The following is a 14695-nucleotide window of genomic DNA, read 5'->3' as shown; positions in this document are numbered from 1 at the left end:
GCTGGCCGTTGCGCAGCATCGCTTCCGCGCGATCTGGCGCGCCGTACTGGTACACGGTGACCACGTTCGTGGCTTCCAGCGCCTTGGTCTCCGCCACGGGGGCGCCCACGAGCGCATTGAGCAGCGTGGACTTGCCGGCCTTGAGGCGGCCAACAATGACGATGCGCGGCGGGGTACTCACCCGCGCAGTCAATGGCGCGCAGGCTTGGGCCAACTCCGGTGACTGGGCAGATAAACCCTGGAGCTGTGAAAGCAGAAGGTCGAGGATAGAGGCCATTTACACCATCTCCTGCGCCGCGATCTTACGCAGCAAAATCTCGGCATCGCGGTAAGAACGCTGCACGGCCTTAAGGTTCGTGTTTAGCTGTGCCAGCTCCCGGTCGCGCTTTTCAGCGGCCTTGTTCTTATCGTGCTCAATCTTTCTAATGCGTGTCTGGGTCGCCTTGATCTCCTGCGCCAAGAACTCGGAGTAGCGGATGGAAATGCGCGGCTGGGCAATAGCAATGAAGGTCTGCAGCGCATTGCCGGTGTTCTTCTGCGCGGCGTTAGCTGCTTCCCGCAGCCAATTCTGCAGGTGGGACTTGCCCTGGCGCATAGCGCGGTAACCGAATGTGATGGCCACGAAGCCGGCACCGGCCACAATGCCCACGCCCGGCACCAACACCGCACCAAGCAAACCGCCGATGGTGGAACCGGAAGAAAAGCCCATCATGAGCATCATCGGGTCGAAGGTGTCCTTCATGTAGTTCTGCAGCTCCGAGGTATGCAGTTCCCCCAAACTCAGCTGTGCGCGCACGTCCCCGATGATTTCATCCGGAATGTGGGAAGCCCCGAACTTCTCCCGCAGGTATGTTTCCACCTCCCAGCCAAAGGAATCCACGGTAGCCACCACCGCACGCTGGAAGTCTTCCTCCATGAGGCGCGTGAAGTGCTGCGGGTCCTTGCGCAAGAGCTTCACACCGTGTTTGGCAATGAAGTCGGTCCACTTCTTCTTCACCGCTTGCACATCGCCGTCCAGGCGCTCCATCGCGCGTGTGCGCATGAGGGATAGATCGGAGTAGAAGAAGCGCTCCCATTCCTTACTCGTGCGCTGCAGATCCTCCAGTCGCGCCAGATCATTGGTCAGATCCGGCAGGAGCTTCTCCGCTTCACGTACATCCTCAATGTCGCGGTGGATCTGTTTATCCACATCTTCCAGGCCCTCCAGCACCACTTTGAGGCCCTTGGTCACCGGGATGGATTGTGCGCGGGCGAAGCGCTCACTGATCTCGGCGCGGAGTTCGCCGAGGCCCGAAATATCGTCGATCACGCTATCCGACGTATGCAAACCCACGAACGGGATCAGGGAGGACACGCCAATCACCGGAATGGGTTCATCTAGGTGCGTGGCAATCAGAGCCTTGTCTTCCTCCACAATCTCACGCCAGCGCGTGGTATTTTTATCCGTCTTCGTCACAGCAACCACCACGTTGCCGTTTGTCGCGTGCGCACGCGCGAGGAAGTCCATCTCCGGTTTAGTCAATGGGGTCGACGCATCCGTGACCACCACAACCACACTGGCCTGACGCTCCGAATCCGCGTGCACCGCCGAATCCATCGAGGAAATCCCGCCCACGCCCGGCGCGTCAATGACCACAGCCTCGCCCATCATGGAGGTCTCCAGCGCAACGTGGGCGCGGGTGGGCACAAAGTCATCGAAGTGCTGCGCCGCACGGTCGACGCGCTGCGCGAGTTCTTCTGGCTTAACGACGACCGCCCCGTCCGCCGACATCAACGCCGCCTGCCCAGCCGCGAGGTCTTCCGTGGGCAGGGTCAGCGCCACCGGGATGACGGTAGTGAAATCTGCTCCGGCCGGCGAGACGCCTCGTCGGCCCACCAGTGCATTGGCAAGGGAGCTCTTGCCACGGCCCACTTCCCCCACCAAGATCACCGTGTTCACCTGGTTTTCCGCTGTGGCCAGCGCCTTGGCATACTCGCCATACTTCTCTCGGCCGTAGGGGTTGAGAATCTTCTCGCTCACACGCTCAATCCACAGCGTCGCTTCTTCGCGCGGGCCTTTCGTGGGGGCCTGGGGCTGATCGGATTGATCGGACACTGAGCGGGGCCTTTCCGGAACACGGTGATGGGACGTCGATGAAAACTAGAGGGAAGTATATCTTCTGCCCGTTCCACGGGTGCACGACCTGGTGCACGAGAAAACTTATGTAACCTTTCGGCATGCGCACTCATCTAACAGAGTGAACGCGTTACTCCCCCGGTTGGCCTTCTTGTGTGGCGTGCGGGGTGTGTAGCGCACATTCGCTCCGTTAAAGCAGAAAGGTTTTCCCCGTGTCCTCTAAATTTCTCACTGTCGCCGCAACCGCTGTTGCGAGTGCCTTGCTTTTGACCGGCTGTGACCTCCCATTGAAGGGCGGGGACGGCGCACCGGGTGAATCCACTGAGGATTCCCTGTCCATGGCACCCGCGTACGACACCGGTTCATACAGGGCTGAGCCCCATTCGGGTTGGCCTGAGGATTCGTGGGAGGAGCTTGGCCCGATTACGGAAACCACGCTCATCGGCGGTCAGACTCTGCTGCCGTACGAGGTGGATGAGAGTTTCACCCTTGGCCGCGCACCGCAGCGTCAATCCAAGTTTGGGTTGTTCCTTCAACTCTTGCCCAAGCAGATTCAGGAAAAGGTGACCGGCCTCGAGCCGTCGTACCTGACCGGGTATTCACATATGGCAAGCAACACGGATTCCACGGCGCGCGCAGAGAACTCAGTGCTCCGTTTCGTGTCCCCGGAGGCCGCCGAGGAAGCAGCGAACCTCCTGCATGAGGCGTACCTGGCTGAAGGTGGCACTGATTACAGCACGGATGAGCACTATCCGCTGGAAAATGTCACAATTCCCGGCAATGACAAGATCCGTGCGGTGAAGGATGAGCGCGGCAGCGTCCAAAGAGCTTTCATTCCCAAGGATGAGTACCTCCTGTTCACCTACACCAGCAATGCTCGCATGGATACGGCAGGCAATCCCATTGAGCTTGGGCCAGATGCGATGGACTGGATGGTGGAGTACGCGAAGAACTTCGCGGACAAGCAGCTCCCCCTCATTGACCTGATTCCGTCGCACAAGACCTCCGAAGGCTACGGTAAATCCGATGAATGGCCGGCCCCAGATCCGGATGATATTTTGCGGTACACCGTGATGAAACCAGAGGATGAAAAGGCTGTCGGTGGGGTCCCCATGGCGTTGAATGCTCGGCAGCTCGCCGGCCAATACGTGGAAGTCCCCGAAATGCTCAAGATGCACGACAACGCCAAGGTCGAAGCCGCAGCCACCGCTGAAACCACGCTGCTTCGCGCCGCCAATGCGGCCAACGCTGACCTCATCGAGGCAACCTACAAGGCTATCGACGCAAACTCGGGCACCCTCACCGCACTCGAGCCTTACGACGAACCGCAGAACGTTCCCGGCACCAGCTGCTACAGCTCAGCGGAGGACGGACGGACCCACTACTTCTGCTACCTGCGCTATGAGAACTACTTTGCGCAGGCCAGCGTCGTGGAATTCGATCCACTTAAGTCTGAGATCACCACGTCCGCCGCACCGGATGCGGAGGAGAAGGACCCAAAGACGAAGCTCTCTCAGATCATGGCTGCCCAGTACCTGATCCTGGAGCAGGCACCCAAGAAATAGGATGTAACCATTTGCTTCCTCGCCCCGTCTAAGGGTTGTACCCACAAGACCCCTGTAGGAACGTAGAAAGAAAGACTGATGAGAAAGCGCACTGCTCTCCCCCTCGCAGCGATACTCACCGTGACCGCACTGTTTAGCACCGGCTGCTCTGTCCTGGACATCGCCGGCAAGAGTGGCGATGGCCCAGCTGAACCAACCACGGATGAGGTATTGGACCAACCTGGCCCGGAGCTTGACACCGGCTCCTACTCCACCGAGCCACACAAGGGCTGGCCTGAGACGGACGATGGCCTGGGCCCCTCCGCTGAAATCACACTGCTGGCTAACAACACCTTGCTGCCATATGAGGTGAATAAGGACTTCAAGCGCGGTACAGCGAGCCGTCGTCTGTGGAATTTTGATTCCCTCAGCCTGGACCTGCCCAAGGTGACCCGTGACCGCCTGGCCCCGTTGGGCGATAAGTTCCTGGTTGGTTACGCCTACCTTGCTGATGATGGTTCACCTGACCGTGGCGTAGGTAACTTTGTCCTCCGTTTTGAGGACCCGGAAAGCGCACAAAAGGCTGCCGACGCGATTTCGGAGACCAATCTCAAGGAAGGCTCCATGTACTTCTTTGAGGATGACCCGCACAGGCCGGGCACCGTGGAAGATTTGCCGAACTACAACGATGCCACTGTCGTGCGCACTGACGACGGCAAGAGTGTGGACGCCGTGACGGTGCACAAGGAGTACCTGCTGATGTCCACCGCTTTTGCCTCTGATGACAATGCGGACGCAGAGACAAAGAAGTGGCAGGGAGAGTACATTTCCGAGTTCTTCACCAAACAGGTTCCCATCCTGGATACGTTGAAGACCCACAAGACCGCGGCTGGCTATGGCTTCTCTGATGAGTGGCCGGCGCTGGACCCCAAGGACATTTTGAAGTACACGGTCATGGCTCCGAGGGATGAGTCCGTCCGTGCCCTGGGTGGTCTGCCGATGGCCCTGGAACCGCGCGGCATGGCCGGCGGCTACAAGGAAGTCCCGGAGATCCTGTCCATGATTGACCAGGCGCAGGTTGAAGCGATGGCTGATATGGAAACCACGCTCTACCGCACCAAGAACCCAGAGGGCGCGAAGCTCATCCTGGCTACCATGCACGCCTTGGGCGCGGATCTGAACCACCAGCCGTGGGACCCGCCACAGGAAGTTCCAGGTATGGAGTGCTGGCAGGACAGCCGTAGCACAGGCACCGTGTACACCTGCTACCTGGTGTATGAGAACTACTTTGCCGAGTCCAGCGCCTACGAGGGTGATAAGGACCCGGATGCTGTGGAAGGCAGCGACGATGGCAAGACCACCATGGACCCGAAGCTCCAGCTCTCCCAGGCCATGGCTGCCCAGTACCTCATTTTGCAAAAAGCGCCGACGAGCGCGGGCACTCCCACGAGCTCCGCGGCAAACAGCTAGGCTCCCATGCGGGAAACAAAGTAGGAAGGACCCGACATGTCCAACGACTGGATTTTGTCCATCGACTTCGGCACATCCAACACCGCGGCGGCACACACAAACCCGACGCGCGGTGGGGTTGAGGCTGTGAACCTCTCCCATGACCGGATGACCATGACGTCTTCGGTGTATATCGAAACACCGGACCACGTGGACACTGGTGATGTGGCGCTGAATAAAGCGGAGGACAACCCAGACGGGTTCCTGGCCTCACCGAAGCGCGTGGTGCCACAGCAGGTATTCCAGATCAATGGCTATGACGTGCCGGCCTCCACCCCGGTTGCTGCGATTTTGGATTCTGTGGTGAAGCGCGCCTCCCGCGAACACAACGATCAGCGTCCGAGCGAGCTGGTGCTCACCCACCCGGAAGCGTGGTCTGATGCGGAAGTGAAGGTGCTGCTGGACGCCGCGGAGAAACTCGGCCTCAACGCCACCACCATCCGCACTGTCTCGGAGCCAAAGGCTGCTGCGCAGTACTACTCCACCAACTCCCCATTGGAACCGGGTGACAAGATTGCCGTCTTCGACTTCGGTGGTGGCACCCTTGACGTGGCTGCGCTGCAGGTGCAGCCGGACGGGTCCTTCCACATCATCGCCGCCCGTGGCGACAACACCCTCGGTGGTAAGAGCTTCGACGCATTCATCCGCCGTTGGGTGGACCAGCAACTTGAGGATGATCACCCGGAGCACCTCGAATACCTCCGCCGCCGCGCACCGCTGTCTGACCGCCACGCGGTAGAAGACAGCATCCGTCGCGCTAAGGAGCTGTTGTCTGAGCACCCGACGGCCACCATCTCCGTCCCCGGCGATGGTGAAACGATCCGCCTTCAGCTCACTCGCTCCGAGTTTGAAGAGATCATCCGTCACCCCGTCCAGCGCGCCGTTGACCTCGCACGTGCAACGCTTATCGACGCGGGGATTAACAACCCACACGACCTCAAGGCCCTTTACCTCACCGGTGGTTCCTCCCGTGTTCCGCTGGTGCAGGAAGAAATAAAGGCACTCGGCCCAGTTGCCACCCTGGATGACCCGAAGATGGTGGTTGCCCAAGGTGCTATCTCCGCAGTGGGCCCCATCGTCACCGGACTGCACACCACTGCCGCACCAACCCCGCAGCAGCCAGCACCCCAACCGGCGGGACAGCAACAGCGACCGATGACGGAGCCGATGTCCGCGTATCAGTCTCAGGCTTCGGCAACGTCCGCCAAGAAGTCGAACGGCAAGATCATCGGCATCACTGTAGGTGCGCTTCTTGCCATTGTGGCGTTGGCGGGGGCGATTGTGATGTTCGCCAAATCGTCGTCAAGCGAAAAGCCCAACGAGGAACCGCAGGAAACCGCAACGACGGAGACCACCGGGCAAAACCAGCCGACCGAGGAAGCTCCCGCACAGCAAACTGGTGAGGACGTGCTCAACGCACTGCCGGAATCCCTGCGCAGCGAGGCTGGCACATGCAACCGCCGTGACTCGTCCATTATCAACCTCACCGGAACCGCAATTTCCTGCGAAGTGAAATTCACCGGCGATAACGTGCAGTACTTCAAGGCAACGAGCCCGTACGACTCCCCGCGCATCACGTTTGCATACAACACGGAGGACAGTTCGCGCGAAAAAGCCTTCATTGAACAGGGCCGCTACACCGATAAATCTGACGCTGAACCAGTCAACGGCGACAACGGCAACGCAGCCGCCATTGCCACGAAGGACAACGACGCCTCTGCCAGCCTCCACTACGCCAACGCTGAAACCGGACTGGTGATTGAATCCCGTGACTTCGCCTCCCCGGAGAAAGCCGTGGAGTGGCTGGAGTATCACAATCTGCTTTAACCTGCGGAAAGAACCTTCTAAAAAATAATTGGCGCCTGGATGTAACCATCCGGGCGCCAGCCGCATCTAAAGATATGTAAGCAACCACAACCCCTTGAGAAAGGAACCCATCATGAGCGGCGACAACAACATCAACCTCCCAGAGCTCAACCCGGAAGACTTCGGCTACCTCAGTGCACGCGACATCGACGCGGACGGCACGAACGACCTCATCCACGGTGTTGACCACGACGGCAACGCACACGTCTTCCACCTGGACGGCAAGGGCGACATCACCCTCGAGGAGATTGACGCCGACGGTGACGGCACCTTTGAAACCCAGCGCGAGATGGTCGACAGCAGCACCGTGGCCTACACCGTGGACACGGACAACGACGGCGCTGCTGACACGGTGGCCTACGTCGACGCGAAGACCAACACTACCTTCCAACAGGACTTGATTGAGGACGGCCAGGTGGTCGAATCCCGCGTGGACATCGACGGCGACGGCATCACCGATGTGGTGTACAAAGACACCACCGGGGATGGCTACGTTGATCAGGTTTCCCTCGACACTGACGGCGACGGCTACGCAAACACCAAACTGGTTGACCTCAATGGAGATGGCAACTTTGATGAAATCCACTCCGACTTGGACAACAACGACGGCATCCTCGAAACCGTGATCCAGGCGGGTGACTACGCTGGCGGTCTGGGCTCTGTAGCCGACTACATCAACCCGCAGGATGCCTCAGGCTCCCTGGACAACACCCTTGACACGGACCTGAACAACCCGGCAGATAACCTGGACACTGACTACACTGATTCCTTCTGACGTGACCCGCGTACCCTCCGTACTTTGCGACACTTTAGAGCGAATCCGGCTGAAAGGAGGCCGCAATGATGAACCAAGAACCCGTCCCCGAAGGACTCGTTGAACGCGCCCTCCACACAGCCTTCACCACCGACGAATGGCCAGAGTGGGACAACCTGGACATCGTCCCCACCACCGAAGACCCCTTCGACCTGGACACCTTTGACCCCTTCGCGGGGGAGGAGGACACCGATAACACGGACGCCGGCGCCCTGGATTCTGATTCCGCGGGCTCCGGCGCCGAGCCGGTTGAATCTTCGGAGACAGATTCCACGGACACCTCCGATTCTCCCGTCCTCGACTACCCGGACCTGGGCGCTGACCTGGGATCTGAGTTGGGCACGGACTTCTCCTCCGGCTTTGATTCGAGCTTTGATTCCGGTTCCGATGCTGGCCCGGATTCCGGCTTGAGCGGGGACTACGACATGTAAAGGGTGCCCCTGCCACGGCATGCACCCACCCATACTTCCACCCGGCGCAACAATGTTGCAGTATTCTTTTGCGTAACTTGTTCATCCCGGTTCCCACTGAAAGTAGTCATGTCCGAGTCCCAGCTTCTCCAGAACGCGAAAGGTGGCGATGAATCCGCCTTCGCCAAACTGGTGAAACTGCACGAAGGAAAACTTTTCAACGTCTGCCTGCGCATCACCACCAACCACCACGATGCGGAGGACGCCTTCACCGCGGCACTGTACCTGGCATGGAAAAACCTGCCCACGTTCCGCGGTGATTCTGGTTTTGGCACATGGATGTATCGCATTGCCTCCAACACCGCGTTGGAGGTTGTGCGTCGCCGCAAGCCAACGGTCTCCCTCGACGCACCGCGCGACTCCGAATCAGAAGCCTCCCCCTCTTTCGACATCGCCGATCCCGTCGCCGAGTTTGAACAAGCTATTGCGGATAATGACGCATTGAGTACCGCGCTGGCTTCCCTCCCCGACGACTCCCGCGAAGCCCTCATCCTCGCCGAAATCGCCGGTCTCACCCTCGCTGAAATCGCCGAACACCAAGGCTCATCGCTGTCTGCTACCAAAGTTCGCGTGCATCGGGCACGCAAGAGCCTCCGCGAGTTGCTGCAGGGCTAGCGTGGAATACCCCTGGCTTCGCCGATAAGCAACACCCCCGTTCACACAGTTCAGAACCCATGTCGTACCTGCGCTGTAGCGTGAAAGGCATGAAAGCGAACGTGGTGGAACATATCCAGGGCCTCGGCGAGGCGGGTATTGAAGCGTTAGCCGATGCGCAAAGCTTCAAGCGGGCCGATGAAATCCTAAATATTGAGATGACTGCACTGGCGCGAAAGGGGTCCTCTTTTGTCGCTCAGGTAGTGGGCACGGATGTGTGGGTGGTTATTTTCAGCCTTGTGCTGGACGACGGTGCAAATGTGGCGGATCGGCTCGACGTGCAATGCACCTGCCCCGTGCCGCACACATGGTGCAAGCATGCAGTGGCGGTGGCGCTGCGGTTAATACGGCAGCCCGAATGGGCATTGAGTGCCCGGCTGCTCGATGAAAATGAAGACGAGTACGAGGTTGAGCCGACCCAGCGATATGGCGATGTGGTGGTAGACACGAGGGATGTGGTCACCAACACGCTAGAGGTGATGAGCAGGCACGATCTACTGAAAGTACTCAATACGCTGAGGCACATAAATCCGCTGGTAGAACCAGCAGTCACCCAACTTATCCTGCCGTTCTCCGCCCGGCCATTACCTGGGTATGAGGCGCTGCAATATGAAATTGAAATCACACGCGTTCTGTTCGAAAAGGCCTACACCGATGACAATGTGGAACGTATCGCCAGCCAGCTGGAGTACACGGGAAATCTGATCCGCAGTCACGCTGATCAAACGTCCGACCAAAATGACCAGCTTAAGCTCCTATGCGCACTGGAAAATCTCATTTTCAACACCATCACCTGGACGCAGCACACTGCGCTGCCCACCGGACCTGTGGTGCGGGCACTGGAGCAGCTGTACGCGCACCACGTTGCCGTGGCCCGAGCCTCCCAGCCACCTTCAAGCCACGTGATTGACTGGATTATCGGCGCAGTTTTCGCACCAGGTGTTTACCTGCATCCATCCATCAGTGATTATGCAGATTTGTTAGATAGTGATGCATTGGACGCCCTCATGACTGAAGCTCACAAACGCAGCTCCCAGCAACCAGAGAAGATCGTGCCACTGGAGATCCAGGTTGCCTTGGTGCGCGACGACATGCACGAGGTCAAGCGACTGTGCGCAGAGTGCGGCAACTATGACGCGCTGCTGGGCTTCTACCGGAAAAATGGGATGGTTTTGGATGCAGAGAAGCTGGTCACTGCAGCTCTAGATAGTGCAGATCCAGTGGAATTTTCACCGACAATGCTCTTTAACGCTGCCGGCGAGTACTTCGGTGATGAAGGTACGCGGATGTATCTCCGTTATTGCTTTGAAAAGGAGCCATCCATAGACAATTTCCGTCTTTTCATGCAGTGCCCTGGCGTGGACTTCGCCGACGCCATTTTCGTGTTGCAGTCTGTGGAGGCCGTAGCTACAAACCCGGATTACACGCTGCTGGCGGCAACACAGTTCGGGCGTTTCGACGTCGGCTTTGAGATCATCAACAGTGGTTCCCCCAGCGCGTCCCGGGCGGCACACTTCGCGGAAGATGTCGGATTGAAGTACGACCCAGTGTGGGCGTTGAGCGTGATATTTGTGCACTACCGCGAACTGATGTCCGTTGTGCTGAACCAGGAATCAATGGCGGTGGCCAGCATGACAGTCAAGTGGCTGATGGACCAGATAATGATGCTCCAGAAAACCGCGCGAGAGGCCGTAGGCTCGTTGGACACCGAACCAGAGTGGAGCTTTCAGGTTGGCAGGTTGAAAGCTGAATTCGGTAGCCACCCGTTGGTCAACGAGGCCTTCGCTGAGTGGGGCCTGTGAACCTGCTCAGGGGGCAGGCGCTCCATTACACTGGTGCAGCATGAAGTCCCGATTCCGCGTTGCTGCCCTGGCTGTTTCCATTCTGCTGGCGGGAGGTGTGCTCGCCGGTTGCACCACATCTGATGAGAACCTCGACCAGCCTGCGCTCACCACTGTTGCTAGCGCCGACGCATCCGGGGATTCCACCACGACAGAAGCCACGGCCGACGAATCCACCGAGGAGAAACCCAAACCGGAGAAGTGCGCTTCCCTACCGAAGGACCCGCGGGAGCAGTACCCGAATCACGAGGCCCCCGGGCGCATGCCAGCACGGGACTGGGATGACAACAATTTCTGGATCGGCGACATTGAGAACCACTACGACCCGTGTGCGCCCATCAGCTGGATCATCTTCCGTGGTGGCCTCGGCGACGCAGAGCGCCCTGCACACACTGGTGCGTCCATGACAGACGGCATTGCTTTCTACGTCCACGGCGAACCGGTCGACGACATGACCCTGTTCACCCGCGTCGAAAGCGTCACCACCACCCCCGATGGCGCCGTCGAATTCATCTGGGGTGAGCGCACACGTTCCACCGCCGAAGGCATCACCGCACACTTCACCGCCACCATCGAACCACGTGACGGGTCGATGGTGCCGGTCAGTGGCAACGGCAGTGAATTCAGTGCGCGCTGGAACGATCAAAAGGCGAAGTTCTTGTTGGGGCATGATGGGTAAACGTGGGCCAGCCCAACTATCTCCAAGAAGCGTAGAGTCGCCCCATGGCAACACATAAACGGAAACCCATTCCAAAAGTCGCTTACGCCCCCATGCTCGGACTGGAAACATATGTTCGTGCGCGCGTGGCAAAGGACTTCTCCCACCTCGTGCAACTTCGGGCCTCTGCTCTGAACCAATGTGTTTACTGCCTGGCAATGCATCGTCGCGATGCACGAAAGGGCGGTTGGTCAGAGGAAAAAATCACCCGAACCGAGAACTGGACTGATTTCCCAGACGCCTTTTCTGAAAAGGAACGTGCAGCACTTGAGCTCACAGATGCAGTAACCAAGATCCACGGCGAAGAATCTGTGCCGGATTCACTGTGGGAGCGCGTGGAGGAACTACATGGTGAGAAGGGTGCACGGGATCTCCTCATGGCTATTGTCACCATCAACGCTTGGAACAGGGTCGGCATCACCACACGCCTTGACCCAACAAGCCTCTCCGGAGTCACGGCTTTTGATCTAGGGCAAAAGTAAGCTGACTTTTGGCGCAGGCCGAAGGGGGGGCGTCGATAAGCAATCCGCGAAACATCGCGGGCGCGCGGCGCGATAGACCGTGTAGGACCTGATCTATTCACAGCTAAACCGTAGACTGAGGCGCTATGACCGATAAGAAACCCGATATGACCACCACCTCCGGCAAGATTGCGGATTTACGTAATCGTTTGGCGGAGGCACGTGAGCCGATGGGCAGTGAAGCTGCCCGCTCCGCAGGTGAGCAGGGTATTTCAACAGCCCGCCAGCGTATTGAGGCGCTGCTGGATACTGACACTTTTGTGGAAACTGATGCGCTTGCGCGCCACCGCGTGGAGGATTACGGCTTGGATCGCATCAAGCCGGCTACCGATGGTGTTGTGACAGGCTACGGGCTTATCGACGGGCGACGGGTCACCTTCTACGCCCACGACTCCTCCATCTTCAACGGCCAGTTGGGGGAGGTGTACGCCGAGAAGATCCTGAAAATCTACGATCTGGCGATTAAGACGGGTGTGCCTGTCATCGCGATCCATGACTCGACGGGTGCGCGCCTGCAAGAAGGCGTAGTCACCGCCGCGATGTCCGCGCGAATTCTACGTAAGGCGACGGAGGCTTCCGGCGTTGTGCCGCAAATCTCTATCATCGCCGGCGAAGTGGCATCCCTGCCGGCGCTGCTGGTGCCGCTGAGTGACCTCACCGTCATGGTGAAAACCGCCACGATGCACCTGACCTCCGTGTCCGCGGTAACCAAGGTGACACGCCGTGTAGCAACCGCGAAGTCCCTGGGTAGCGCTGATGTTCACTCCCAGATCACCGGCATGGCGCACCTGACCGCACCGAGTGACCTTGAGGCGGTTCAGACCGTACGAGACCTGGTGGCATTCCTGCCGGAAAACAACCGTGCGGCCTCCCCCCTCAACGAGAACACGACGGAGCCAGACACTTCTGACCTGGACTCCTTCATCCCGGACAGCGTTGCCGCGTCCTACGATGTCCGCGATGTGATCAACCGCATCACAGACAAGGGGCTGATGGAACTCAGCCGTGGCTACGCCGACAATGTTGTCACCGGCTTCGCCCACATCTCCGGCCGTGCCGTGGGCATCGTGGCTAACCAGCCGAGCGTCCTCGCCGGCTGCCTAGACCACGCTGCGGCAACGAAGGCTGCCGCCTTCATCCGCGTGTGTGATTCCTTCAACCTGCCCATCGTCGAGTTCGTTGACTCCCCTGGATTCTTCCCCTCTGAGGAGGAAGAACACCTCGCCTCCGCAAAGCACGGTGCTGGCCTTGCATTCGCATACGCCGAAGCCCAGGTGGGCAAGATCACCGTGATCCTCCGTCGCGCGATCGGTCCGTCCTACGTCCTCATGGGTTCGAAGGACCTGGGCGCCGACATGGTCTTTGCATGGCCCACAGCGCAGATCGCTCTCGCGGATGCCACAACTGCCGCCGAGCAACTCGGCGTCGACGCGGACGAGTACGCTGCCTCCCACCTGACCCCCTACGTTGCCACGGAGCGCGGCCTCGTTGACGCTGTCATCGAACCATCCCAAACCCGCACCCATGTCACCGAAGCGCTGCGCCTCCTTGAACGCAAGGTGGTCTACGCCATTCCGAAGAAGCACGGCAACATTCCGCTGTAAAGATGCTGCAAGGATGTCGTAAGGATGTCGTAAGGATAAGGAGCGTTAGGAGCTAGCATGACCAATCCACTTTTCACGGTGGTGAAGGGCAACCCCACTGAGGAAGAACTCGCCGCGCTGACCCAGGTGCTCACGGACCTACAGCAGGAGGCGAAGTCCCGCACCGGCGGTGGCCACCGCAACCTGTGGGGCCGCCCTGCCACGCGCAACCACGGCCCAGTGGTGTTCAACCCGTCCGCGTTTAACTCGCAGACGTTGTTCTAATGCGCCTTGTTCTTGCCTCCCAGTCCCCGTCGCGGCTGATGATTCTGCGCAACGCCGGGGTCGAGCCTCTCCAACATCCGGCGCATGTAGATGAGGACGCGATCATTACCTCCCTCGGTGATGCCTCCCCCGCCACGACTGTGACCACCCTCGCCCGCGCCAAAGCCGACGCCGTGGCTGCGAAATACCCCGGTGACATCGTGGTGGGCTGCGATTCGATGCTGCTTCTGGGCGGCACCCTCCAAGGCAAGCCCCACACCGTCGAAGAAACCATCCGCCGGTGGAAGGCCCAGCGTGGTCGCACCGCCGAGCTAGTCACCGGCCACGCCATTGGATTTAACGGCACATGGGTCGTGGACACCGTGTCCACCCGCATCCGGTTTGGCGACGTCTCCGACGCAGACATTGAGGCCTACGCCCACTCCGGAGAACCCCTCGAATGCGCCGGCGCGTTCACGTTGGAAGCCCTCGGCGGCTGGTTCATCGACTCCATTGAAGGCGACCAAACCAGCGTCATCGGCCTGTCCCTGCCCCTGCTGCGCCGGGCGCTTTATTCCTTCGGCGTGAATGCTTCTGACCTCTGGGGCTAGAGCCCTACCTCAGCCCTACCTCGTTGACCTCGTCGCTTTTTGGGCACGCCACCGTGAGAACCCCCAGAGTTAGATCCAGCTACCTAGGTCCAGCTAATCGGCCCAAAAGGGACGAATAGCTGGCTCTAAATAGCGGGTTTTGGCGTGCACGTGCAGTGAGACCAGATTGGAGGCCAAGCCGGAA

At 59.3% G+C, this 14695-nt stretch carries 14 protein-coding genes; 12 read left to right on the top strand and 2 right to left on the bottom strand.

Annotated elements, in window-relative coordinates:
* The coding region (locus F4V54_RS04075) for a dynamin family protein (RefSeq protein WP_211359459.1) at positions 1 to 277 on the bottom strand (277 nt) is incomplete at its 3' end.
* On the bottom strand, positions 278 to 2095 hold the full coding sequence (locus F4V54_RS04070) for a dynamin family protein (RefSeq protein ID WP_150386337.1): 1818 nt from the start codon (positions 2093 to 2095) through the stop codon (positions 278 to 280). It lies immediately after the preceding gene.
* 233 nt (positions 2096 to 2328) lie between these two features.
* On the opposite strand from F4V54_RS04070, the gene F4V54_RS04065 reads away from it, so the two are divergent.
* The 12 genes from F4V54_RS04065 to F4V54_RS04010 all read left to right on the top strand — a co-directional run bounded on the left by F4V54_RS04065 (position 2329) and on the right by F4V54_RS04010 (position 14511).
* Positions 2329 to 3681, top strand: a complete 1353-nt coding sequence (locus F4V54_RS04065; protein ID WP_150386336.1) for a DUF7373 family lipoprotein — start codon at positions 2329 to 2331, stop codon at positions 3679 to 3681.
* Between the two features lie 78 nt (positions 3682 to 3759).
* Positions 3760 to 5130, top strand: a complete 1371-nt coding sequence (locus F4V54_RS04060) for a DUF7373 family lipoprotein (protein WP_150386335.1) — start codon at positions 3760 to 3762, stop codon at positions 5128 to 5130.
* A gap of 36 nt (positions 5131 to 5166) precedes the next feature.
* The gene (locus tag F4V54_RS04055; RefSeq protein WP_150386334.1) at positions 5167 to 6996 is read left to right on the top strand and encodes an Hsp70 family protein; all 1830 of its coding nucleotides are present in this window, start codon (positions 5167 to 5169) and stop codon (positions 6994 to 6996) included.
* Between the two features lie 112 nt (positions 6997 to 7108).
* On the top strand, positions 7109 to 7810 hold the full coding sequence (locus F4V54_RS04050) for a hypothetical protein (RefSeq protein WP_034664544.1): 702 nt from the start codon (positions 7109 to 7111) through the stop codon (positions 7808 to 7810).
* A gap of 65 nt (positions 7811 to 7875) precedes the next feature.
* On the top strand, positions 7876 to 8280 hold the full coding sequence (locus F4V54_RS04045; RefSeq protein ID WP_150386333.1) for a hypothetical protein: 405 nt from the start codon (positions 7876 to 7878) through the stop codon (positions 8278 to 8280).
* Positions 8281 to 8388: 108 nt separating this feature from the next.
* Complete coding sequence (locus tag F4V54_RS04040; RefSeq protein ID WP_150386332.1) at positions 8389 to 8934, top strand: RNA polymerase sigma factor; 546 nt, start codon at positions 8389 to 8391, stop codon at positions 8932 to 8934.
* An 89-nt stretch (positions 8935 to 9023) separates the two neighbouring features.
* Positions 9024 to 10775 carry an SWIM zinc finger family protein gene (locus F4V54_RS04035; protein WP_150386331.1) on the top strand — a complete coding sequence of 584 codons (1752 nt, stop codon included), beginning with the start codon at positions 9024 to 9026 and terminating at the stop codon, positions 10773 to 10775.
* Between the two features lie 40 nt (positions 10776 to 10815).
* Positions 10816 to 11493 (top strand): hypothetical protein, encoded by a 678-nt coding sequence (locus F4V54_RS04030; RefSeq protein WP_150386330.1) that lies wholly within the window; start codon positions 10816 to 10818, stop codon positions 11491 to 11493.
* 44 nt (positions 11494 to 11537) lie between these two features.
* Positions 11538 to 12014 carry a carboxymuconolactone decarboxylase family protein gene (locus F4V54_RS04025; protein ID WP_102724038.1) on the top strand — a complete coding sequence of 159 codons (477 nt, stop codon included), beginning with the start codon at positions 11538 to 11540 and terminating at the stop codon, positions 12012 to 12014.
* A gap of 125 nt (positions 12015 to 12139) precedes the next feature.
* On the top strand, positions 12140 to 13657 hold the full coding sequence (locus F4V54_RS04020) for an acyl-CoA carboxylase subunit beta (RefSeq protein WP_150386329.1): 1518 nt from the start codon (positions 12140 to 12142) through the stop codon (positions 13655 to 13657).
* Positions 13658 to 13714: 57 nt separating this feature from the next.
* On the top strand, positions 13715 to 13921 hold the full coding sequence (locus tag F4V54_RS04015; protein WP_034664559.1) for an acyl-CoA carboxylase subunit epsilon: 207 nt from the start codon (positions 13715 to 13717) through the stop codon (positions 13919 to 13921).
* On the top strand, positions 13921 to 14511 hold the full coding sequence (locus tag F4V54_RS04010) for a Maf family protein (RefSeq protein ID WP_102724040.1): 591 nt from the start codon (positions 13921 to 13923) through the stop codon (positions 14509 to 14511). The genes F4V54_RS04015 and F4V54_RS04010 overlap by 1 nt, the downstream gene beginning before the upstream one ends.
* The last annotated feature ends 184 nt before the right edge of the window (positions 14512 to 14695 follow it).

It is taken from the genome of Corynebacterium tuscaniense, assembly GCF_008693065.1.
Taxonomy (GTDB): Bacteria; Actinomycetota; Actinomycetes; order Mycobacteriales; family Mycobacteriaceae; genus Corynebacterium; species Corynebacterium tuscaniense.
The sequence above is the reverse complement of the archived record's forward strand: the minus strand, read 5'-3'. Positions and strand labels throughout refer to the sequence as shown.